Annotated in this window: 18 protein-coding genes and 1 pseudogene; 8 read left to right on the forward strand and 11 right to left on the reverse strand. The window is 72.8% G+C overall.

Going from position 1 to position 21,951, the window contains the following annotated elements; genetic code table 11:
- Positions 1 to 37: 37 nt before the first annotated feature.
- The 3 genes from KIS93_RS10970 to KIS93_RS10980 form a co-directional block, all read right to left on the reverse strand.
- Positions 38 to 1,255 carry an ROK family transcriptional regulator gene (locus KIS93_RS10970; RefSeq protein WP_080039956.1) on the reverse strand — a complete coding sequence of 406 codons (1,218 nt, stop codon included), beginning with the start codon at positions 1,253 to 1,255 and terminating at the stop codon, positions 38 to 40.
- A gap of 102 nt (positions 1,256 to 1,357) precedes the next feature.
- Positions 1,358 to 3,649: an alpha/beta fold hydrolase gene (locus KIS93_RS10975; protein WP_186404093.1), complete on the reverse strand. Its 2,292-nt coding sequence runs from the start codon at positions 3,647 to 3,649 to the stop codon at positions 1,358 to 1,360.
- Positions 3,646 to 4,560: an ABC transporter ATP-binding protein gene (locus KIS93_RS10980; RefSeq protein ID WP_080039957.1), complete on the reverse strand. Its 915-nt coding sequence runs from the start codon at positions 4,558 to 4,560 to the stop codon at positions 3,646 to 3,648. Before KIS93_RS10980 ends, KIS93_RS10975 begins: the two co-directional genes overlap by 4 nt.
- A gap of 161 nt (positions 4,561 to 4,721) precedes the next feature.
- Between KIS93_RS10980 and KIS93_RS64990 the strand changes: the two genes are divergently transcribed.
- From KIS93_RS64990 to KIS93_RS10995, 3 genes and pseudogenes are all read left to right on the forward strand, one after another.
- The gene (locus KIS93_RS64990; RefSeq protein ID WP_230466287.1) at positions 4,722 to 6,083 is read left to right on the forward strand and encodes a sensor histidine kinase; all 1,362 of its coding nucleotides are present in this window, start codon (positions 4,722 to 4,724) and stop codon (positions 6,081 to 6,083) included.
- Positions 6,047 to 6,682: pseudogene (locus KIS93_RS10990) on the forward strand (response regulator transcription factor); the annotation flags it as partial. The gene KIS93_RS64990 and the pseudogene KIS93_RS10990, both read left to right, overlap by 37 nt.
- A 92-nt stretch (positions 6,683 to 6,774) precedes the next feature.
- Positions 6,775 to 7,395 (forward strand): L-threonylcarbamoyladenylate synthase, encoded by a 621-nt coding sequence (locus KIS93_RS10995; RefSeq protein WP_080039959.1) that lies wholly within the window; start codon positions 6,775 to 6,777, stop codon positions 7,393 to 7,395.
- 4 nt (positions 7,396 to 7,399) lie between these two features.
- Here KIS93_RS10995 and KIS93_RS11000 read toward each other — a convergent pair whose 3' ends face one another.
- From KIS93_RS11000 to KIS93_RS11025, 6 genes are all read right to left on the reverse strand, one after another.
- A complete protein-coding gene (locus tag KIS93_RS11000; protein WP_186404095.1) occupies positions 7,400 to 8,548 on the reverse strand; it encodes a cytochrome P450 family protein in 1,149 nt (382 codons plus the stop codon).
- 42 nt (positions 8,549 to 8,590) lie between these two features.
- Positions 8,591 to 9,235 (reverse strand): TetR/AcrR family transcriptional regulator, encoded by a 645-nt coding sequence (locus KIS93_RS11005; protein WP_080039960.1) that lies wholly within the window; start codon positions 9,233 to 9,235, stop codon positions 8,591 to 8,593.
- A gap of 41 nt (positions 9,236 to 9,276) precedes the next feature.
- A complete protein-coding gene (ppk2, locus tag KIS93_RS11010) occupies positions 9,277 to 10,071 on the reverse strand; it encodes a polyphosphate kinase 2 (protein ID WP_186404096.1) in 795 nt (264 codons plus the stop codon).
- A gap of 63 nt (positions 10,072 to 10,134) precedes the next feature.
- Positions 10,135 to 11,340: an RNA polymerase sigma factor gene (locus KIS93_RS11015; protein ID WP_080039962.1), complete on the reverse strand. Its 1,206-nt coding sequence runs from the start codon at positions 11,338 to 11,340 to the stop codon at positions 10,135 to 10,137.
- A gap of 42 nt (positions 11,341 to 11,382) precedes the next feature.
- Positions 11,383 to 11,721, reverse strand: coding sequence for a YciI family protein (locus KIS93_RS11020; RefSeq protein WP_186404097.1), 339 nt, complete (start codon positions 11,719 to 11,721; stop codon positions 11,383 to 11,385).
- Positions 11,722 to 11,748: 27 nt separating this feature from the next.
- Positions 11,749 to 12,147, reverse strand: coding sequence for a VOC family protein (locus tag KIS93_RS11025; protein ID WP_080039963.1), 399 nt, complete (start codon positions 12,145 to 12,147; stop codon positions 11,749 to 11,751).
- Positions 12,148 to 12,282: 135 nt separating this feature from the next.
- Between KIS93_RS11025 and asnB the strand changes: the two genes are divergently transcribed.
- A complete protein-coding gene (asnB, locus tag KIS93_RS11030; protein WP_080039964.1) occupies positions 12,283 to 14,121 on the forward strand; it encodes an asparagine synthase (glutamine-hydrolyzing) in 1,839 nt (612 codons plus the stop codon).
- Between the two features lie 5 nt (positions 14,122 to 14,126).
- Here the strand turns inward: asnB and KIS93_RS11035 are convergent, their stop codons facing one another.
- The gene (locus KIS93_RS11035; protein WP_080039965.1) at positions 14,127 to 14,918 is read right to left on the reverse strand and encodes a glycerophosphodiester phosphodiesterase; all 792 of its coding nucleotides are present in this window, start codon (positions 14,916 to 14,918) and stop codon (positions 14,127 to 14,129) included.
- 60 nt (positions 14,919 to 14,978) lie between these two features.
- On the reverse strand, positions 14,979 to 16,016 hold the full coding sequence (locus tag KIS93_RS11040) for a LacI family DNA-binding transcriptional regulator (RefSeq protein WP_155127825.1): 1,038 nt from the start codon (positions 16,014 to 16,016) through the stop codon (positions 14,979 to 14,981).
- A gap of 236 nt (positions 16,017 to 16,252) precedes the next feature.
- Here KIS93_RS11040 and KIS93_RS11045 point away from each other — a divergent pair, with 236 nt between their 5' ends.
- Genes KIS93_RS11045 through KIS93_RS11060 form a run of 4 tightly spaced genes read left to right on the forward strand, consistent with a single transcriptional unit; the run spans position 16,253 to position 21,874 of the window.
- Positions 16,253 to 17,563, forward strand: coding sequence for an ABC transporter substrate-binding protein (locus tag KIS93_RS11045; protein ID WP_080039966.1), 1,311 nt, complete (start codon positions 16,253 to 16,255; stop codon positions 17,561 to 17,563).
- Positions 17,560 to 18,492 carry a carbohydrate ABC transporter permease gene (locus tag KIS93_RS11050; RefSeq protein ID WP_222107400.1) on the forward strand — a complete coding sequence of 311 codons (933 nt, stop codon included), beginning with the start codon at positions 17,560 to 17,562 and terminating at the stop codon, positions 18,490 to 18,492. The genes KIS93_RS11045 and KIS93_RS11050 overlap by 4 nt, the downstream gene beginning before the upstream one ends.
- Positions 18,489 to 19,316: a carbohydrate ABC transporter permease gene (locus KIS93_RS11055; protein WP_080039967.1), complete on the forward strand. Its 828-nt coding sequence runs from the start codon at positions 18,489 to 18,491 to the stop codon at positions 19,314 to 19,316. The genes KIS93_RS11050 and KIS93_RS11055 overlap by 4 nt, the downstream gene beginning before the upstream one ends.
- A gap of 8 nt (positions 19,317 to 19,324) precedes the next feature.
- A complete protein-coding gene (locus KIS93_RS11060) occupies positions 19,325 to 21,874 on the forward strand; it encodes a glycoside hydrolase family 78 protein (protein ID WP_080039968.1) in 2,550 nt (849 codons plus the stop codon).
- The last annotated feature ends 77 nt before the right edge of the window (positions 21,875 to 21,951 follow it).

The raw sequence follows: 21,951 nt of genomic DNA on the forward strand, positions 1-21,951 counted from the left end.
AGGGCTCCGATCGAGCGGGCGCCCGCCAGGCGGATGCTCATGGGGTGGCTCCGATCAGGCGGGCGCGGACCAGGCGGCCCTGCTCGCCCGCCGCTCCCGCCGAGTCGAACGGGGTCGCCAGCACCAGGGCCGCCGCCCCCTGGGCCCAGCTCGTGTCGTCCCAGCTCTCGACCTCGACCGCGATGTCGCGCCGGCCGGGATACAGCTGCGCGCGCAGGGCCGGCTCGAAGCCGGCCCGCCACAGCGGCCAGTCGGCCGTGCCCTCGCCCAGCACCACCACGACCTCAGGGTCCACGACGTTGATCAGCCCGGCCGCAGCGCGGCCCAGGATCGCCCCGGCCTCGGCGAACACCTCCCGGGCGGCCTGCTCGCCGCCCGCCGCCGCCCGGCCGAGCGCGGCCACCGCGCCGAGCGGATCGCTCGCGTCCGCCCGCGCCAGGCCCCGTTTGGCGCGGGCGGCCGCCAGCAGCCCGGCCGAGCCGACGAACGCCTCCAGACATCCCCGGGCGCCGCACCCGCAGGGCGGCCCCTCCGGGTCCACGGGCAGGTGGCCGAATTCGCCCGCCCCGCCCCGCGCCCCCCGGTACACCCGCCCGTCGGCGACGATCGCCGCGCCGACGCCACGCCCGATCGTCAGCACGAGGAAGTCGCTGTGCGTGCGCCCCCGGCCGTACAGGCGCTCGGCGGCGGCCAGCGCGTTCACGTCGTTCTCGACGAGGACCGGCAGGTGGAGCCGGCGCCGCAGCCGCTCCCCCACCGGCATGGCCTGCCAGCCCAGCGTGGGCGCGTTGACGGTGCCCACGGCCTGGTCGTCCACGTTCCCCGGCACCCCGACCCCGACGCCCAGCAGCGGCGGCACCCCGGGGACCTCGCGGACGACGGACTCCACCGCGTCCGCCAGGTGCTCCAGCGCGTCGGGCGCCGCCGGGTCGTGGGGCCTCTCCCAGGAGCCGAGCACCTCGCCGTCGAGCCGCACGTCCACCAGCACCAGGTGGTCGGCCGTCACCTTCACGCCGAGCGCCCGCCCGGCGCTGCCCACCAGCCCGAGCCGCTGCGCCGGCCGGCCGCCGCGCGACGGCTTCAGGTCCAGCTCCTCCAGCATCCCGTGCCCGATGAGCTCCTTGGTGAGCTGCGTGACCGTGGCGGGGCTGACGTCGAGCTCGCGGGCTATCTCGCTGCGGCTCAGCGGGCCGACCGTGCCCAGGAGGGCGAGGATCGCCGTTCTGGTGAGGTCGCCGCGGTCTGTGGCTGCCATGTGGGGGGACTTTCTTTAGGAATAAAGTTAGTGGTGAAGATACTGAGGCCGGCCCCTCCCCCTGTCAATACTCCGAAACCTTCCTGGAACCTTCGGCGCGCGTCAGGTCGCGGGGCCGGGGCACACCGTGCCCATCGGGGCCGGGCGCAGGCTGATCAGGTAGCGGTTGACGTGCGCGATGACGCAGGAATTGCCGGCGTTGTAGAGGCCGTGGCCGTGCCCCAGGTACTGCACGCCGCCGGAGCCGGGGATCGGCCGGACGAGGTCGGCGCCGCCGCCGAAGTCCGTCCAGGAGCCGACGGCCAGGTACGGCGGCAGCTTCCCGGCGGGCAGCGGCGCGGGCGGGTTCGTCGCGGCGACCGGCCAGCCGACGCAGGCGAGGGGGTGCCACAGCTCGATGCCGGCCAGGTTCGGCAGCAGGCGCTCGCCCTGTCGGCGCAGCTCCCGGTACTCGTCGTAGTCGCGCAAGCCCATGCCGTCGAGGCAGTGCGTCATGTTCATCCCGGTGAACGAGGGCACCTTCAGGCTGTTCGTGCTCTGCCGGACGTAACCGGCGAACCCTGACGCGTCACCGCCCACGGCCCGCGCGATCGCCTCGGCGAGCTGCGTCCAGCGGGGGAAGTCCGGCGCGGGCCCCGGCGAGATGACGCTGGGCGCGGCCGCCTCCTTGATGTCGAGCCCGCTGTAGGCGGCCCGCGGCGACTCGCCCTTGACCGGCACCGGCACGCGGTCGGCGCGGGCCACCAGCGCCCGCCACACCTCGCCGACGTCCTGCCCGCGCAGCGCGCACGTGCTCGCCCGCGCGCACCAGGCGGCGAAGCGGCCGAACGACTCCTCGTGCGGCAGCCTGCCACGGGCCCGGTCCACGTACGGGTTGGCGGCGCCGTCGAACACCATCGCGCGCACCCGCTCCGGGAACAGCCGGGAGTAGGCGATCCCCGGCATGCTGCCGTAGGAGTTGGTGATGAAGCTCAGCCGCTCCTCGCCGAGCGCGACGCGGATCGCCTCCATGTCCCGCGCCACCGACGCCGAGTCCATGTGGTCGAAGAACTCGGGGTCGGCGGCGCGGCAGCGCTCGGCCGCCGCCCGGTTGCGCCGGCCCAGCTCGGCGTACTCCTCGCGGGTCTCGGGCCAGGTGATCCACGGGCCGGAGACCAGGCAGTCGTACGGCAGCACGCCCTTGTCGATGGTGTTGCGGGGCTCGACGCTGACCACGTCGAAACGGTCGCGCAGCTCGGCGAAGCTGCCCGCGTTCGTGCTCAGGTCCTGCACGCCCGAGCCGCCCGGGCCGCCGGGGACCGCGAACACGGTGCCGATCCGGCGGTGCACGCCGGTGGCCGGCAGCAGGCCGACGGTCAGCTCGATCTTCCGTCCGTACGGGCGGGACCAGTCGACCGGCACGGCGATGGACGCGCACCGCAGGTCCTTCACGAGTCCCTTGCCCGCGCCCTTGCCCTCGCCCCTGTCGGCGCCCTTGTCGGCGTCCTTGTCCGCGCACCCGCCCCAGCGCAGCGCACCTGCGCCCGCGCCCGGTGTGTCCGCCGCGACGGCGGGGGCCGCCATGACCAGGACGGCCGTGGTCACGCCGATCGCCAGCGCCCTGATCCGGCGTCCGCGCAGCGCGATCACGGTGGCGCCCGCCGTCAGCGCCGCGACCACGTACCCGATGAGCAGGCCCGCCGCCACGGCGGGCGGCAGGCTTCCGCCGCCGGTCCCCGCGATCTGGAGCGGCAGGTTCTCGATCATGAACGAGCCGGCCCGCGCCCGCAGCGGCATGGGCAGCGTCCTGGCGACCACCGGCAGCACCACGATGAGCACCGTCAGCACGACCAGCGCGCCCGGCGTGGACCGGACGGCGGCCCCGACCCCGAGCCCGATCAGCGCGACCGCCGCCATCGACAGCCCCGCCACGATCACGGAGGCGAGCACGCCGGGCTCCGACAGCGGCGTCCCCAGCGTCACCCCCGCGCGCAGCAACTGGCCCGCCCGATCGCCGAGCACCGCCATGGAGGCCGCGTGCATGGCGAACGCCAGGACCTGGCCCGCCACCAGCGCCACCGCGGCCACGCCCGGGATCTTGGCCAGCAGCAGCACCTGCCGGCGCGGCACGGCCACCAGGCTCGGCTGGATCATGCCCGTGGCGTGCTCGGACGTGATCGCCAGCGCCCCCAGCAGGGCGAACACGAAGTAGGCGACCGCGATGCCGTTGCCGAGGCCGTCCCCGTTCGTGGGGAAGGCCAGCCGCTCCTCCGGCGTCTGGTTGTCGAACCCGCGGCCGATCATGAACGCGATCCCGGCACACGCCAGGACGGCGGCCAACGAGCAGGCCAGGAGGTAGAGGTTGGAGCGGAGCGAGCGCAGCTTGAGCCATTCGGAGGCGATCACGTCGATCATCGCCCGACCCCCTTGTTTCCGGTGAACTCGGTGCTGTCGCCGGTGAGCCGCATGAACGCCTCCTCCAGGGACGCGGCGCGCGGCGACAGCTCCGCCAGCGCGATCCCGGCGGACAGCGCCAGCACGCCGATCTCCGCGGCGGTCAGGCCCCGCACGGACAGGGCGCCGCCGTCCTCGGCCGTCACCGCCGCCCCGCGCTCCCGCATGAGGGCGGCGAGCCGGTCGGGGCGGGACGCGCGGACCAGCACGTCCCCCTGGAAGTGCCCGGCCAGGGCGTCGGTGGCGGTGTCGGCGATCAGCCGGCCCCGGCCGATCACGATGACGTGGTCGGCGGTGAGCGCCAGCTCGTTCATCAGGTGGCTGGACAGCAGCACGGTGCGGCCCTCGCCGGCGAGCGAGCGCAGCAGGCCGCGCAGCCAGCGGATGCCCTCCGGGTCGAGGCCGTTCAGCGGCTCGTCCAGCATCAGCGTCGCCGGGTCGCCGAGCAGCGCCATCGCGATGCCGAGCCGCTGCTTCATCCCGAGGGAGAAGCCGCGGATCCGCCGGTTCGCGACGGCCGTCAGGCCGACCTGCTCCAGCACCGCCGACACCCGGCCGGCGCCGATGCCGTTGCTGCGGGCCAGGCAGGCGAGGTGGGCGTGGGCGGTCCGGCCGCCGTGCACCGCGCCGGCGTCGAGCAGCGCCCCCATGGTGCGCATGGGGCGGCGCAGCGACACGTACGCGCGCCCGTCCACCAGCGCCTCCCCCGCCTGCGGAACCTCCAGCCCGAGCACGGCCCGCATGGTCGTGGACTTGCCCGCCCCGTTCGGGCCCAGGAACCCGGTCACCAGGCCGGGTTTCACCGTGAAGGTCAGGTCGTCCACGGCGACCGTGCGGCCGTACCGCATGGTCAGGCCCCTCACTTCGATCACAACTCTCCCTCGTCGGCGGTCTCGGATCTTCGTGACGAGCCTGTCGGGCCGGCGGCCCGGCCTCCATGGGTCTGCGCCCACCCGGCCGGTGGACGATCTCCACCCTCCGGGGTGGGGCCAGCCCTACCCCCGCACCGCCGCGAGCAGGGCAGACTGCAAGGGTGATCCGGACACCACCCCCGCCCGCCACTCGCCCGCTCGACGGACGGCTGGCGGCCCAGGCGCGCAGAACGCTGGCGGGCCCGGCCGACCTCGTGCTGAACGCCGCCACGGGGGTGGCCGCGCTCGCGCTGCTGGTGCTCCTGACAATGTGCGCGGCCCTGAGGCCGGTGACCGGCTCCCGGACGGCTCCGCTGGACCGGGCGCTCGCCCTCGCCCACCGCCTGGCCGCCTTCCACCGCCACCGCGCCGACCGCATCCTGCGCCGGGAGCCCCGCACGCACGATCGGGACGCCCGTTCACACGCCCACGACGCCCACTCCGACGGCCGAGACGCCCGCACAAGCGACCGGAACACCCACTCGGACGGCCGGGACGTCCGCTCGGACAGGCGGGAGGCCCGCGCGAGCGACGGCGGTGTCCGATCGGACGGCTGGGGCGAGGTGGGTGGGGCGAGGGGACGGGTGTTGGTGTGGCTGGCGGTGCAGAGCGTGGCGGGGCCGGCCCCGCTGGTCGTGGCGTGGGGCATGCTGGCCGCCCTGGACTACGTGTTGTTCCGGTTGAACCCGGTGGAGCGGAGCCCGTTGAACACGTTCGCCCTCTCCCTGTCCATCGTGGCGATCGCCGTGGTCCTCCTCCTGTCCGTCGCGCTGTTCCGCGCCGGCCAGGCGCGCCTGGCGCGCCTGCTGCTCGCCCCGGCCGCCACGCCGGACGCCCGGATCCGCGAGCTGACCGCGTCGCGGGCGGCGCTCGTGGACGCGCGGGACGCCGAGCTGCGCCGGATCGAGCGGGACCTGCACGACGGCGCGCAGGCCAAGCTGATCGCCATCCGCATGCAGCTCGGCCTCGCGCGCGGCTCCCGCGACCCGGGCGAGACGCTGCGGATGATCGACGAGGCGCGCGAGATCGCCGGTCAGGCCCTGACGGACCTGCGTGACCTGGTACGCGGCATCCACCCGCCGGTCCTGGCCGACCGTGGCCTGGCGGGCGCCATCGAGGCGTCCGCGCTGCTCTGCCCGATGCCGGTCGAGCTGGACCTCGACCTGCCCGGCCGGCTGCAACCGCCGGTCGAGTCGGCCGTGTACTTCGCCGTCGCCGAGGCGCTGACCAACGTGACCAAGCACAGCGGCGCCTCCCGCGCCTGGGTGCGGCTGCGCCACGCGTCCGGCGTGCTCCGCCTCACCGTGGGCGACGACGGCCGCGGCGGCGCCGACCCTCGTTCCGACGCTGGTTTGCGCGGGATACGTGATCGTCTGTCCGCCTTCGACGGCTCGCTCACCGTGAGCAGCCCTCCCGGCGGCCCCACCGAACTCACCATGGAGCTCCCTTGCGCGTTGTCATCGCCGAAGATCTCGCACTCCTGAGGGACGGGCTGGTCCGCCTGCTGACGGCGCACGGCTGCACCGTCGTCGAGGCGGTCGACAACGGCCCCATGCTGCTGCGGGCGCTGGTCACGCACCGCCCCGACGTGGCCGTGGTGGACGTGCGGCTCCCGCCGGGCTTCACCGACGAGGGCCTGCGCGCCGCGCTGGAGGCCCGCCGGCGGGTTCCGGGGCTGCCGGTGCTGATCCTGTCCCAGTACGTGGAGCAGCTCTACGCGAGGGAGCTGCTGTCGGACCGGTCGGGCGGCGTCGGGTACCTGCTGAAGGACCGGGTGGGCGACGTGGACCGGTTCGTCGAGGCGGTGCGCCAGGTGGCCGGGGGCGGCACCGCGATGGACCCGGAGGTGATCACGCAGTTGCTGACCCGCCGGGGCCGGGACGAGCCGCTGGCCACGCTCACCCCGCGCGAGCGCGAGGTGCTGGCACTGATGGCGGAGGGGCTGTCGAACCTGGCCATCGCCGCTCGCCTCCAGGTGACGGACAAGGCGATCAGCAAGCACGCCAACAACATCTTCGCCAAGCTGGGCCTGCCGCCGTCGGACGACCAGAACCGGCGGGTGATGGCGGTGCTGGCGTACTTGCAGGCCGCCCCGCCCCGTCCCGCCCGCCCGCGTGACACCGGGCGAATCGGGCGATGCTGCTCCATCACCATGACGCTTCTAAGATCCGAAGGGTGGCCAGATACTTCGACCTCCACCCGGACAACCCCCAGCCCCGCCTGATCGGTCAGGTGGTGGAGCTGCTGAACGCGGACGGGCTGATCGCGTACCCGACGGACTCGTGTTATGCCCTGGGGTGCCGGCTGGGCAACAAGGAGGGCATCGACCGGATCAGGGAGATCCGCAGCCTCGACGACAACCATCACTTCACCCTGATCTGCAGGGACTTCGCCCAGTTCGGCCAGTTCGTACGGGTGAGCAACGCGGTGTTCCGGCTGGTCAAGGCGGCGACGCCCGGCGGGTACACGTTCATCCTGCCGGCGACCAAGGAGGTGCCGCGGCGGCTGCTGCACCCCAGGAAGAAGACGGTCGGCGTGCGGATCCCCGATCACGTCGTCACGCAGGCGCTGCTGGCCGAGCTCGGCGAGCCCCTGCTGTCGAGCACCCTGCTGCTGCCCGGCGAGAGCGAGCCCCCGACGCAGGGCTGGGAGATCAAGGAGCGGCTCGACCACGCGGTGGACGCCGTCATCGACGCCGGCGAGTGCGGCGCGACCCCGACGACCGTCGTCGACCTCTCGCAGGACGAGCCGGAGATCCTGCGCCGGGGCACGGGCGACCCGTCCCTGTTCGAGTAGCCAGTCAGGTGCGGACCGGCAGGCCGGTGAGCGCTCGCTTGAAGCCCGGCTGCCAGCCCGCCTCGCCGGCCAGGGTGAGGGCGGGGAAGCGGTCGAAGAGGGTGGTGAGCGCGATCCGGGTCTCGGCGCGGGCCAGCGCGGCGCCCAGGCAGTAGTGGATGCCGTGGCCGAAGCCGAGGTGCGCGTTGTCGAGGCGGTGGAGGTCGAGCTCGCCGGGCCGGTCGAAGCGGCGCGGGTCGCGGTTCGCCGCCGCGTACACGACCTGGACGGCCTCCCCGGCCGGGATGGTGACGTCGCCGAGCTCCACCGGTTCCAGGGTGTAGCGCAGGACGGCGAGCTCGGCGGGCCCGCTGTACCGCAGGAACTCCTCCACCGCCGTCGCGACGTCGCCGCGGTCGAGGGGGTGGGTGAGCAGCAGCCAGGCGCTCTGGCTGATCAGGCCGACCGTGGTCTCGTGGCCGGCGAGCAGGATGCTGATCGACAGGGCGATCAGCTCCTCGTCGCCGAGCCGGTCGCCGTCCTCGTCCCGTACCCTGACCAGCCCGGACAGCAGGTCGTCGGCCGGTGCGCGGCGCTTGGCGGCGACCAGGTCGCGGACGTACCCGACGAGCCCCCTGGCGCCCGCGGCGATCCTGGCCGGGTCCGGCGCGCCGAGGTCGGCGGCCCAGGCCCGCCACGTGTCGCGGTCCGCGCCGGGGACGCCGAGCAGCTCGCAGATGACCTGGATCGGCAGCGGGTAGGCGTACCGCTCGATCAGGTCGAACTCCTGGGGCAGGCCGGTCAGCAGCTCGCCGGCGATCTGCTGGATGCGCGGCCGCAGCCGCTCCACGCGGCGGGCGGTGAACTCGCGCGAGACGAGGCGGCGCAGCCGGGTGTGGTCGGGCGGGTCGTAGGCGCCGAGGGTGTGCATCAGGTACGGCGCCACGTCCTCCGGCAGCCCGGCGGCCGCGGCCACGTCGATCTTGCCCTGTTTGGTGACGTCGCTGCTGAAGCGCGGGTCGGTGAGCACGGTGACGGCCTCCGGATGGCCGGTGACCAGCCAGATGGGGGTGCCGTCCAGGTAGGTGCCGGGGCTGACGGGGCCGTGCCCGGCCAGGCCGGTCAGGAACGCGTCCCGGTCGGTGGCGGTCAGCAGGCCGATGAGGTCGTTCAAGGATCACTCCAGGATGAGGGGGAACGGGGCGGATGGGCGCGGTCACCGTGAGCGGCGCTGCTCCCTGACCGCGTCCCAGGCCTCCAGAGCCCGCTCGTCGGTGAAGACGCCGCGGGTGAAGAGCTCGACGGCGGCCCGGGAGTAACGCAGGGTGGCGTCGGTGTCGTGCAGGTCGGTGACGCCCAGCGCCCGCGACAGGTGCTCGCCGAAGGCCAGGGGCGCCAGCAGCCAGGTCACGTAGATCGCCGCCCGCGCCCGCGGGTCCTCGCCCGGCTGGGCCCACCCTTCCCGTACGCCCTGCTCCAGCCACCGCCCGGTGGTCTCGACGAGCTCGTCGAACAGGGCGGCGGCCTCCGGCGTACCGTCGAGGAAGGCGCGTGCCAGGTAGCGGCGTACGCCGGCGCCGGCCTCCAGCAGGGCACCCAGCCCGGCGGTGTCGTCCAGGGGGTCGTCGAGCGCCTCCATGCCGGGGCCGCCGCGCACGAGCGCGATCACGTACGCGTCGCACTCCTTGCGCAGCCCTTCCTTGGTGCCGAAGTGGTGCAGCACCAGGGCGTGTGAGACGCCCGCGCGGGCGGCGACGGCGCGCAGGCTGACCCGGCCCACGCCTTCGGCGCCGAACAGCTCCAGAGCCGCGTTCCTGATCCGGGCGCGCGCCGTGAGATCGGCGTCGTTGTCTGACCGCATGGTTGGGATGCTAACCAATTGGTCAGTCGATCGGCAAGCCGTCAGTGGAGATCGCCGGTCACGTCGGGCACCGGGATCTCCACCCTCGGCGGGCGCCGGTAGCCGGTCGGGGCGGGCCGGGGCGGGATCTCCAGCGGCGTGCGCCGCACCTCGTGGTACGGGATCGTGGACAGCAGGTGGGAGATCATGTTGATCCTGGCCCGGCGCTTGTCCTCGCCCTCCACCTCGTACCACGGCGCCTCGGGGATGTGGGTGTGCACCATCATCTCGTCCTTGGCGCGGGAGTACTCCTCCCAGCGGGTGATCGACTCCAGGTCCATCGCCGACAGCTTCCAGCGCCGCATCGGGTCCTCCAGCCGGTCGCGGAAGCGGCGCTCCTGCTCGGTGTCGCTGACCGAGAACCAGTACTTACGCAGCAGGATCCCGTCCTCCACCAGCAGCCGCTCGAAGATCGGGCACTGGTGCAGGAACCGGGTGTACTCCTCCTGCGTGCAGAACCCCATCACCCGCTCGACGCCGGCCCGGTTGTACCAGCTCCGGTCGAACAGCGCGATCTCCCCGGCGGCCGGCAGGTGCTCGACATAGCGCTGGAAGTACCACTGCGTACGCTCGCGCTCGGTCGGCGCGGGCAGCGCCACGATCCTGGCCACGCGCGGGTTGAGGTACTCCGTCACCCGCTTGATCGTGCTGCCCTTGCCGGCCGCGTCCCGCCCCTCGAAGATCACCACCAGCCGGTGTCCCTCGGCCCGGACCCACTCCTGCAGCTTCACCAGCTCGGCCTGCAACCGGAACAACCGCTTCTCGTACGGCTTGCGCCGCAGCTTGTCCTTACTCATGGCCACGCACCTCCGCTCGTCACCGTACGCTCCGGCGCCGCGCGGCGATGCTGCCGGGAGCGGTCAGTCCCAGCCCAGGCGCCGCTCCAGCAGCTCCTGCTGGGCCGGGTTGGCGGTCAGCCGCAGCGCCCGCTCGTCGGCCCGGCGGGCCTCGTCGTCGCGCCCGAGGTCGCGCAGCAGCTCGGCCCGGGTGGCGTGGAAGAGCGGGTAGCGCTCCAGCGCGCTTCCGAGATCGTCCAGCTCGGCCAGGGCCGCCTCCGGGCCCCGGACGTGCCGCAGCGCGACGGCCCGGTGCAGCCGCGTGACCGGTGACGGCGCCACGTGCAGGAGCATGTCGTACAGCACGAGGATCTGCGCCCAGTCGGTCTCGGCGAACGACGCGGCCTCCGCGTGGCAGGCCACGATCGCCGCCTGGAGCTGGTACGGCCCGGGCCGGCGGTGGGCGCGGGCCGTACGCGTGAGCAGGGCAGTGGCCGCGGCGATGGCGTCGCGGTCCCAGAGCGAGCGGTCCTGGTCGGCCAGCAGCACCAGGCGGCCCCGCCCGTCGAAGCGGGCGGCGCCGCGGGCCCGGTGCAGCCGGATGAGCGCCAGCAGCCCGGCCGCCTCCGGCTCCTTCGGCATCAGGTTCACCAGCAGCGCGGCCAGCCATTCGGCCTCCTCCACCAGGTCGGGCGCCTGCGCCCGCTCGGCCGTGGTGGACAGGTACCCCTCGTTGAACAGCAGGTAGACCACCGCCAGCACCTCGCCCAGCCGCCCCGGCAGCTCCTCCTCCGGCGGGACGCGGTACGGGATGCCGGCCTCGCCGATCTTCCGCTTGGCGCGCGTGATGCGCTGCGCCACCGTGGACTCGGGCACCACGAACGCCGCGGCGATCTGCGCCGCCGACAGCCCGCACACCACGCGCAGCGTGAGCGCGATCTGCGCGGGCCGCGACAGCGCCGGGTGGCAGCAGGTGAAGATCAGCCGCAGCCGGTCGTCCCGTTCCGCCGGCACCGGCCAGGTGAGCCGGGCGAGCTTGGCCCGGTAGTTGGACTCGCGGCGCAGCACGTCGAGGCCGCGCCGCCGGGCCACGGTGAACAGCCACGCGTCCGGCCGGTCCGGCACGCCCTCGACCGGCCAGCGCCGCAACGCGGTCTCGACCGCGTCCTGCACCAGGTCCTCGGCGGCGGAGAAGTCACCCAGCAGCGACACCAGCGACGCGGCCAGCCGGCCCGCGTGCTCGCGCACCACCCGCGCCAGCACCTCCCGCCCGTCCGGCGCGTCACTCATGAGAGCCGCCCGCCGGCGCGGCGCTCCCGATAGTGCCACCGCTCATGCGACGGGACGGATCTCCACGATCGGGCAGGCCGGCCACGAGCGGGCCACCCGCAGCGCCTCGTCCAGGTCCGCCACCTCGATCTCCGCGAACCCGCTCACCACCTCCTTGCCCTCCACGAACGGCCCGTCGGTGACCACCGGCTCCCCCTGGTCGAGCCGCATCGTGGTGGCGGTGTGCACCGGCGCCAGGTGCGTGTGATGGGTGATCTTGTCGGCGTGCTCGGCGAACCACCGGCCCACCGCCTCGTAGGCGTCCTGCCGCTCCAGCTCGCCCATCGCCTCCAGCTTCTGGGCGAACTGCTCCGTCTCGACGAACATCAGCACGTACTTCACGATCGTCCTCCTCGGGTCTCGTGGTGGTCAGCTTGCCGGGAGCGCGGCGTACAGGTCGACGCCGTTGCCGTCCGGATCCGCGACCGTCGCGTAACGCATTCCCCAGAACGCGTCGAACGGCTCGGCGATCCCGCGATGACCGGCCGCGACGAGCTCGGCGTACTTCGCGTCGACCGCGGCGGGCCCGTCGAGCTCGAAGCACAGCAGCGTGCGCGGCCCGCCGGTCGGGGCGCTCCAGCCCGGCAGGAACGGCGTGCGGAACCCTTCGGTGTCCAGCATGACGTGCAGCCCGTTCGGCAGGTCGCAGCCGGCGTGCTCGGGCGAGTGCTCGTCCACCTTGAACTCCAGGCCGAGCCGGGCGTAGAAGGCGATCGAGGCGTCCAGGTCGGACACCACGATGTCGATGGTGTTGAGTGCGGGGTACATGATGCGCTCCTTTCGATGGTCCTCACCTTGGAGACGATCGGCCGGGTCCCCGATACGACACCTTCACCCCGCGCTTTAAAACGATCTACCGGGCGGAGGGAACGACTACGGGCCGGGGGCAGGGAGGGGACCGGCGTGTGCGGGATCAGCGGATGGGTGGACTTCGAGCGCGACCTGCGGCAGGAACGCGAGATCGCGCAGGAGATGACCGACACGATGGCCTGCCGCGGGCCCGACGACCAGGGGTTGTGGATCGCCCCGCACGCCGCCGTCGGCCACCGCCGGCTGGCGATCATCGATCTCGCCGGTGGCCGCCAGCCCATGGTGGCCGAGGGCGAGGAGGGCGAGACGGCCGTCCTGAGCTACAGCGGCGAGGTGTACAACTTCGAGGAGCTGCGGGCCGAGCTGTCCGCCCGCGGCCACCGCTTCCGCACCCGCAGCGACACCGAGGTCGTGCTGCGCGCCTACCTCGAATGGGGCGAGGACCTGGCCGGGCACCTCAACGGCATGTACGCCTTCGCCGTCTGGGACGCCCGTTCCGAGGAGCTGCTGCTGGTGCGCGACCGCATGGGCATCAAGCCGCTCTACTACTACCCGACGCCGCACGGCGTGCTGTTCGGCTCGGAGCCGAAGGCGATCCTCGCCAACCCGCTCGCCCAGCGCGTGCTCGACGCCGGCGGGCTGCGCGAGCTGCTGTCGTTCGTCAAGACGCCGGAGCACGGCATCTTCTCCGGCATGTACGAGGTCCGCCCCGGCCAGGTCGTCAAGGTGAGCCGGGACGGCATCGGCAAGCGGCGTTACTGGCGGCTCGACGCGCGCGAGCACGCCGACGACGTCCGCCGGACCGTCGAGACCGTCCGCGGCCTGCTGGACGACATCGTCGCCCGCCAGCTCATCAGCGACGTGCCTTTGTGCGCGCTGCTGTCGGGCGGCCTGGACTCCAGCCTGATCACCGCCCTGGCCGCCAGGCTGCTGCGGGAGCAGGGGCTGGGGTCCGTGCGCTCGTTCTCGGTCGACTTCGCCGGCTACACGGAGAACTTCAAGCCCGACCTGACCCGCTCCACCCCCGACACCCCGTACGTGCACGAGCTCGCCCGGCACGCCCGCGTGGACCACACGGACATCGTGCTGGACTCATCCGAGCTGATGGACCCGGCGGTGCGGGCGGCCGTGCTGCGCGCCCGTGACCTGCCCATGGGCATCGGCGACATGGACAGCTCGCTCTACCTGCTGTTCAAGGCGATCCGCGGCCACTCCACGGTGGCGTTGTCGGGCGAGTCGGCCGACGAGGTGTTCGGCGGCTACCGGTGGTTCCACGACCGGGAGGCGGTCGAGGCCGGCACGTTCCCGTGGCTGGCCTCGGCGGCGACCGCCGCGCACTCCGGCGCCGAGCTGCTGCTCAGGGACGACGTGGCGCGGCTCGCCAACCTGCGGGGCTACCGGGACGAGCGGTACCGGGAGGCGCTGGCCGAGGTGCCGCGGCTGCCCGGCGAGAGCGGGCACGAGCGGCGCATGCGGGAGGTCGGCTACCTGCACCTGACCCGGTTCGTGCAGATCCTGCTCGACCGCAAGGACCGGATGAGCATGGCGGTGGGGCTGGAGGTGCGGGTGCCGTTCTGCGACCACCGGCTGGTGGAGTACGTCTTCAACGTGCCCTGGGCGATGAAGACGTTCGACGGGCGGGAGAAGAGCCTGCTGCGGGCGGCCGGGGCCGACCTGCTGCCCGACAGCATCCTGCAGCGGGTCAAGAGCCCGTACCCGGCCACCCAGGACCCCTCCTACGACCGGGCGCTGCACGGGCGGGCGGCGGAGCTGCTCCAGCGCCCGGACTCCCCGGCCGCCGCGCTGGTCGACTGGGACCGGGCCCGCGAGATCGCCGCCGGGCCGCCGTCCCCGGCGAGCCGGGCGGCGCTGGAGCGGCTGCTCCAGCTCGACCGGTGGCTACGGCAGTACCGGGTCGAGCTGGCCCTGTGAACCCTTCACTGGCACTTGCCGACGAGCCAGGAGCGCAGCTGGGCCGGGTAGTCGGTGGCGATGCGCCGGGCGCCGCTCTGGAGCGCCGCCTTCCACGCGCTCTCGTTCAGCGTCCAGGAGGGCGGCGGCTCCTCCCACTTGGTGACGTCGGGCCAGACCGGGCCGCCGCTGAGCACCTGCGTCATGCCGGCGGCCGTCACCCGGCTCTTGAGCTCGGCGGCGATGCCGCTGTCGTGGGAGTACAGGATGATCTCCTGTGACCGGTAGTTCTCGCGGACGGGGTCGAGGACCTCGGCCCAGGCCCGCGCCTTGATGGCGGCGTCGGAGTTGAACAGCGACTGCCGGGCCTCCGGCTTGATCTCCACCAGCCCGATCATGCCGGCCGACCGCATCGCGGCCAGCCACTCGCGGAAGGTGTGGACGGTCTCGCCCGCGAACGGGCCACGCGTGATGGTGCGGCCCTGGAGCTTGGTGTCGCCGCTGGCCCACCAGATCTCGGTGATGTTCTTCTTCGTGCCGGTCAGGCCCCACGTGGAGGTGTTGTGCCACATGACGCCCTTGGTGCCGTTCTTGGTGAGCTGCAGGTCGGCTTCGACGCCCGCCGCTCCCCAGCTCTTGTACTGGCGGATGGCCGTGGGGTTGTTGGGCTGGCGGATCTGGTCGCGTTCCCAGGCGTTGGCGCCGGTGGGGTAGCCGCCGTGCCCGAAGATCTGGGGGCAGGCGGGCAGGGCGGCGGGGGCGGGGGAAGGGGCGGTGAGTAACGAGGCGAGCAGCAACGCGGCGAGTGGGGCGGCCACAGGACACCTTTCGATCTTGGGGTCGGCTCACCGTACTCTCGCGGTCTCGACCGCCTCCGGTCAAGATCGTGATGGCGGGGCGGTGGAGCGGCGGGTCACGAGGGTCGGCGTGACGGAGAAGCGCACGGCGGAGGTGCGGCCGTCGATGCGTTCGAGCAGCAGCCGGCCGGCGGTCTTGCCCATGACGGCGCCGTCCTGGTCGACACTGGTCAGCGCGATGTGGGCGAGGCCGCTCATGCGGGCGTTGTCGTAGCCGGCCACGGAGACGTCGCCGGGCACGGTCAGGCCCGCCTCGTGGACGGCGGCGAGCGCGCCGAAGGCGGCTCCGTCGGCGCCGGCGAAGATGGCGGTGGGCCGGGGGTCGCGGGCCAGGAGCTGGCGGGCGCCCTCGTAGCCACCCTCCTCGCTGTAGGAGGTGGCGGCGACGGCGATGTGGGCGGCCAGGCCGTGCTCGGTCATGACGCGTTCGTAGGTTCGCGCCCGGATGGTCTGCAGCAGGGCCGCGGCGCGGCCGGGCAGGTCGTCCTTCTGGGTGATGTGCCCGATGCGGCGGTGCCCGAGCGCGATGAGGTGCTCGACCACCAGCTCGGCGCCGACCTCGTCGTCGTCGAGCACGCAGTCGTAGACGGCGGAGCGGTCGTGCCGGCCGAGCACGACGGTGGGGGTGTCCCTGGCCAGCTGTTCGAGCTGGGCCTTGGCGCAGCAGGGCGCGACCCAGAGGATGCCGTCGACCTGCCGGTCCACCAGGGCGTCGCCGGCGCGGCGCTCGGCGGCCGGGTCCTGGCCGCCGCTCTGCACCATGATGGCCTGGTAGCCGCTGGCGGAGATCTCCTCGGTGAGGCCGTCGAGGATGTCGGCGAAGAACGGGTTGCGGATGTGCGGCAGCAGCACGCCGATGGTGAAGGTGCGGCCGCGCATGGCCCGGGCGGCGTGGTGGGGGCGGTAGCCGAGCTCGTCGATGGCGGCCTGCACCTTGACGCGCATGGCCTCGCTGACCCCGTACGCGTTGCGCACCACCTTCGACACGGCGGTGGTGGACACCTGCGCGTGCCTGGCCACGTCGGTGATGGTCACCCTGCGGCGGTCTCGCGCGACCATGTGCTGCCTTTCCTCGACCCCGACAAGCCCCATCGGATTGTACGGGCCGCACGCGCCGGACGGTATGGGCAACGTTATTCATCTCATCCCAGCAGGTGCCGGTGGTTACCACGGTGGTCACGCATCACGATTGGGGTTCGTTCCCCAAAATCACCCTTGACGCCCTATCAGGTAACGCCTACGTTAACTGCCATCGGGGGGCTCTTAAAACGTTTCAACGAATCCGGAGGGGCGTTGTGAAGACCTCGCACCGCGTACTGGGAGCGGCTCTGGCCGCTCTCACGGTGGCGGCCCTGACCTCGTGCGGCTCGGGCTCCGGCGCCGGGTCGGGAGCCGCGGACGGCTCCGTCACCTTGAAGTTCCTCGTCGACAACAGCCAGGCGACGGTGGACACCGCCAAGGCTCTCGCCGACGCCTTCATGAAGGCCAACCCCACCATCAAGATCGAGACCGAGACCCGGCCCGGCGGCAGCGAGGGCGACAACATCATCAAGACCCGCCTCTCCACGGGCGACATGTCGGATGTGTTCTGGTACAACTCCGGGTCGCTGCTCCAGGCGCTCAACCCGGCGCAGACCCTCGTCGACCTGACCGGCGACCCCGTGCTGCAGAACGTGCAGAAGGACTTCCTGCCCGTGGTGAGCCAGGACGGCAAGGTGTACGGCGTGCCCGCCGGCACCGCCATGGGCGGCGGCATCCTCTACAACCGCAAGGTCTACGAGCAGCTCAAGCTGGAGGTGCCGAAGACCTGGGATGCGTTCATGGCCAACAACGCCAAGATCAAGGCGGCCGGGATCGCGCCGGTGATCGGCACGTACAAGGACACCTGGACCTCCCAGCTCTTCGTGCTGGGCGACTACTACAACGTGCAGGCGGCCGTGCCGACCTTCGCGCAGGACTACACGGCCAACAAGGCCAAGTTCGCCACCACCCCGGCCGCGACGGCGGGCTTCCAGCACCTGGCGGACGTGCACGCCAAGGGCTACATGCAGGAGGGCTTCGGCTCGGCCACCAACGACCAGGGCATGAAGCTGCTGGTCGAGGGCAAGGGCGCGCACTACCCGATGCTCAGCGCCCAGCTCCCGCCGCTGGTGGCCACCATGCCGCAGGCCGCCACCGACGTCGGCTTCTTCGGCATCCCCGGCACCGACGCCGCCAAGAACGGCGCCACCATCTGGGAGCCGGCCGGCATCTACATCCCCAAGACCACCGAGAACCTCGACGCGGCCAAGAAGTTCCTGGCCTTCGTCGCCTCGCCGGCCGGGGCCGACGCGGTCAACACGGCCGTGCCGCCCGCGGGGCCGTACCGGATCAACGGGGCCAAGCTGCCCGAGGACGCCATCCAGGCGGCCAAGGACCTCCAGGTGTACGTGGACGAGGGCCGCACCGCGCCCGCGCTGGAGTTCGTCTCGCCGGTCAAGGGCCCGTCGCTGGAGCAGATCACGGTCGCCGTCGGCTCCGGGCTGACGCCGCCCGCCGAGGGCGCCGCCCAGTACGACAAGGACGTGGAGAAGCAGGCCAAGCAGCTGGGGCTCGCGGGGTGGTGACGCAGCAGGAGACCGGGCCCCGCACGGGGTCCGGCACGCCCACCGGGAAGGGGCACGCCCGCCCGGCGGCCCGCCGCAGGTCCGCCTACCCGTACGCGCTGTACCTGCCGGCCGCCGTGGTCTTCGTGGTGATCTTCCTGGTGCCGACGGCGATGGCGTTCTACTTCGCGCTGACCCGCTGGACGTTGTTCGACAGCGAGTTCGTGGGCCTGCAGAACTTCCGCGACTTCCTGGCCGAGCAGAACCTGCGCATCGGCTTCCAGAACACCATCATCTACGCGGTCGTCACCAGCGGCCTGAAGGTGGTGCTCGGGCTGCTGCTCGGCGTGCTGCTGACCAGCAGGCTGAAGGTGCGCGGGTTCCTGCGCTCGGTGGTGTTCTTCCCGACCCTGGTCTCCACGGTCGCGGTCGGCATCACCTTCGCGATGCTGCTCAAGCCGCAGACCGGCCTGGTCAACCAGGCGCTGGCGCTGGTCGGCATCGACGGCCGCGACTGGCTGGGCGACGCCGCCACGGCGCTGCTGTCGGTGGCGCTGGTGGACGTGTGGAAGGGCGTCGGCCTGGCCACCGTCATCTACATCGCCGGCATCATGTCGATCCCGACCGAGTACTACCAGGCCGTCGCGGTGGACGGCGGCGGCGCCTGGCACCGCTTCCGCCACGTCACGCTCCCCTTGAGCTGGCCGGCCACCTACTCGGTGATCATCCTGTCGTTCATCGGCGGCCTGCGCTCCTTCGACCTCATCTGGACGATGACCCGCGGCGGGCCCGGCTTCACCAGCGACACCATCGCCTCGATCATCTACAAGCAGTACCAGGCCGGTTTCTTCGGCCTCTCGACCGCCGGGAACGTGATCCTGTTCCTGGTCGTCACCGCCATCGCCGTCCCGCTCAACTACTACCTGGGCAAGAGGCAGGTCGCCGCATGAGAGCAGTCCGCAGGCTCGGCGCGGAAGCCGTCGCGCTGGTGCTGGCCACCGTGATCTTCCTGGTCCCGTTCGCGCTCATGCTGCTGACCGCCGTCAAGGACCAGACGCAGGCCGTCGACCTCGACTTCGCCTGGCCGACGAGCTGGCCCGTGGTGGAGAACTTTCTGGCGGTGATCGAGGCCCGCGATTACATCCTGCTGCGCGCCTACGTCAACAGCACGATCATCACCGTCGCCTCGGTGACCCTCCTGGTGATCTTCGGCGCGATGGCCGCGTTCGTGCTCCAAAGACGCCCCGGCAAGGTCGCCAGGCTGGCCGACTTCCTGGTGCTGTCGGGGCTGATCATCCCGCCCGCCGTGGTGCCGACCATCTGGCTGCTGCAGGCGCTCGGGCTGTTCAAGACGCTGCCCGGGATGATCCTGGCGGAGGTGGCCTTCCACCTGTCGTTCGCGATGCTGCTGTTCCGGGCGTTCATCGCGGCCATCCCGCGCGAGCTGGACGAGGCCGCCCAGATCGACGGCTGCAGCGGCTTCCGGTTGTTCTTCCGGGTGATCTTCCCGCTGCTGCGGCCGGTGACCATCACGGTCATCCTGGTCAGCTCGGTCAACATCTTCAACGACTTCGTCAACCCGCTCTACCTGCTGCCCGGCGACGAGAACGCCACCGTGCAGGTCACCCTCTACAACTTCCAGAGCCAGTACAACACCCAGTGGAACCTGCTGTTCATGGACATCGTCCTGATCACGATCCCGCCGCTGATCCTGTTCGTCTTCTTCAACCGCAAGATCGTCGCCGGGATGACCGCCGGCGCCATCAAGGGCTAAGGAGCACCTTGCTTAACGTCACCGCGCCCGCCTTCGAGCACCACTCCGAGCCGCTCGGCATCGGCGAGCCCGAGCCGCGCCTGTCCTGGACCGTCACCACCGACCTCCCCGGCTGGCGGCAGGCCGCCTACGAGATCGAGCTGAGCGACGGCACCGGCACCGGCCTCGTCGAGTCCGCCGCCTCCGTGCTGGTGCCGTGGCCGGGCACGCCCCTCGGCTCGCGCGAGCGGCGCGACGTCCGGGTCCGCGTCCACGGCGCCGACGGCTCGGCCAGCGACTGGAGCACCTGGTCGTCCGTGGAGACCGGGCTGCTGCAAGCCGCGGACTGGCAGGCCGCGGCCGCCGCGCCGCCGCTGGAGCTGCTGGGCGTCCCCGACGGGCCCGCGCTGCTGCTGCGCCGCGACTTCACCCTGCGCGGCCCGGTCGCGCACGCGCGCCTCTACATCACCGCCCACGGCCTGTTCGAGGCCGAGCTGAACGGGCGGGTGGTCGGCGACGACGTGCTCGCCCCCGGCTGGACCAGCTACGGGCACCGCCTGCGCTACCGCACCCACGACGTCACCGAGCTGCTGCGCGAGGGCGGCAACACCATCGGCGCCACCCTCGCCGACGGCTGGTACCGGGGCCGCATCGGCTTCGGCGGCGGCAAGACCGGCGTCTACGGCGACCGTACCGCGCTCATCGCCCAGCTGGAGATCACCTACGCCGACGGCAGCACGGACGTGGTCGTCACCGACGACGCCTGGCGCTGCGCGAGCGGCCCGATCACCGCCACCAGCCTGTACGACGGCGAGAAGTACGACGCCCGCCTGCTGCCCGCCGGCTGGTCGGAGCCCGGCTTCGACGACTCCGCCTGGCTGCCCGCCGACGCCCTGGCCCACGACGCGTCGCTGCTCGTCGCCCCGACCGGCCCGCCCGTGCGCCGCACCCAGACGATGAGCCCGGCCGAAGTACTGACCGGTCCCAACGGCGAGACCATCCTCGACTTCGGCCAGAACCTCGTCGGCCGGCTGCGCATCCGCGTGCAGGGCCCCGCCGGCCACACGGTCACGCTGCGGCACGCCGAGGTGCTGGAGAACGGCGCGCTGGCCCTGCGCCCGCTGCGCCACGCCGACGCGCTCGACCAGTACACCCTGCGCGGCGACGCCGAACCCGAGGAATGGGAGCCGCGCTTCACCACCCACGGCTTCCGCTACGCCCAGGTCGACGGCTGCGACCCCGGCGACGTGCAGGCCGTCGTCTGCCACACCGACATGCGGCCCATCGGCACGTTCGAGTGCTCCGACCCGCTGCTGAACCGGCTGCACGACAACGTCATCTGGAGCATGCGCGGCAACTACGTGGACGTGCCCACCGACTGCCCCCAGCGCGACGAACGGCTCGGCTGGACCGGCGACCTGCAAGTCTTCGCCCCCGCCGCCGCCTTCCTCTACGACTGCGCCGGGCCGCTGACCTCCTGGCTCGCCGACCTGGCCGCCGAGCAGGCCGACGTGGGCACCGTGCCGCACTACGTGCCGTGGGTGCCCCTCGTGTTCGGCGTCTCCCCCACCGCCGCCTGGGGCGACGCCGCCGTGCTCGTCCCCTGGACGCTCTACCAGCGCACCGGCGACCTCGGCCTGCTGGAGCGCCAGTACGCGAGCATGACCGCCTGGGTCGACCAGGTCGCCTCGCTCACCCGCGACCACTTGTGGGACCAGGGCTTCCAGTTCGGCGACTGGCTCGACCCCGCCGCGCCGCCGGACGACCCCGGCAAGGCCCGCACCGACCACGCGCTCGTCGCCACCGCCTACCACGCCTGGACCGCGAGCGTCGTCGCGGACACCGCCGCGCTGCTCGGCCACGACGGCGACGCCACCCGCTACGCCGCGCTGGCCGGGCAGGTACGGGCCGCCTTCCGCCGCGAGTTCGTCACCCCGTCCGGACGGCTCGCCTGCGACACCCAGACCGCCTACGCCCTCGCCCTGACCGTCGGCCTGCTGGACGGGCAGGAGCAGCGGGAACGGGCCGGGCGCCGCCTCGTCGAGCTCGTCGAGGCCGACGACCACCGCATCGGCACCGGCTTCGTCGGCACCCCGCTCATCTGCGACGCGCTGTGCTCGGTCGGGGCGTACGACACCGCGTACAAGCTGCTCACCCAGCGCGCCTGCCCGTCGTGGCTCTACCCCGTCACCATGGGCGCCACCACGATTTGGGAGCGGTGGGACAGCATGCTGCCCGACGGCTCCGTCAACCCGGGCGAGATGACCTCGTTCAACCACTACGCGCTCGGCGCGGTCGCCGACTGGATGCACCGCACCGTCGCCGGGCTCGCGCCGGCCGAGCCCGGCTACCGCAGGATCGCCGTCCGGCCGCGCCCCGGCGGCGGCCTCACCTCCGCCCGCGCCACCCACCTCACCCCCTACGGGGAGGCCGAGGTGGGCTGGCGGGTGGACGGGGAGCGGCTGACGGTCACCGTCCAGGTCCCGCAGAACACGACCGCCGTCGTCGACCTGCCCGGCCGGCCGACCGTGGAGGCCGGTCCCGGCCGGCACGTCTTCGACGCCGCCGTCACCGGCTGACCTCGCGCGGCGCGCCCCCGGCCCGCGTCCCTGGCCGGGGGCGCTCCGCGCTCCTGACGGCCCGCAGCACCGCGGGC

This window comes from [Actinomadura] parvosata subsp. kistnae (assembly GCF_900323885.1).
Classification (GTDB): Bacteria; Actinomycetota; Actinomycetes; order Streptosporangiales; family Streptosporangiaceae; genus Nonomuraea; species Nonomuraea composti.

What these genes read in the sequence shown, in the direction of transcription:
- KIS93_RS11055 (WP_080039967.1), top strand. Translation starts at nt 18,489, where the DNA reads ATGAGAGCAGTCCGCAGGCTCGGCGCGGAAGCCGTCGCGCTGGTGCTG.
- KIS93_RS11015 (WP_080039962.1), bottom strand. Translation starts at nt 11,340, where the DNA reads ATGAGTGACGCGCCGGACGGGCGGGAGGTGCTGGCGCGGGTGGTGCGC.
- KIS93_RS10970 (WP_080039956.1), bottom strand. Translation starts at nt 1,255, where the DNA reads ATGGCAGCCACAGACCGCGGCGACCTCACCAGAACGGCGATCCTCGCC.
- KIS93_RS11005 (WP_080039960.1), bottom strand. Translation starts at nt 9,235, where the DNA reads ATGCGGTCAGACAACGACGCCGATCTCACGGCGCGCGCCCGGATCAGG.
- KIS93_RS11025 (WP_080039963.1), bottom strand. Translation starts at nt 12,147, where the DNA reads ATGTACCCCGCACTCAACACCATCGACATCGTGGTGTCCGACCTGGAC.
- KIS93_RS10975 (WP_186404093.1), bottom strand. Translation starts at nt 3,649, where the DNA reads ATGATCGACGTGATCGCCTCCGAATGGCTCAAGCTGCGCTCGCTCCGC.
- ppk2 (WP_186404096.1), bottom strand. Translation starts at nt 10,071, where the DNA reads ATGAGTAAGGACAAGCTGCGGCGCAAGCCGTACGAGAAGCGGTTGTTC.
- KIS93_RS11040 (WP_155127825.1), bottom strand. Translation starts at nt 16,016, where the DNA reads ATGGTCGCGCGAGACCGCCGCAGGGTGACCATCACCGACGTGGCCAGG.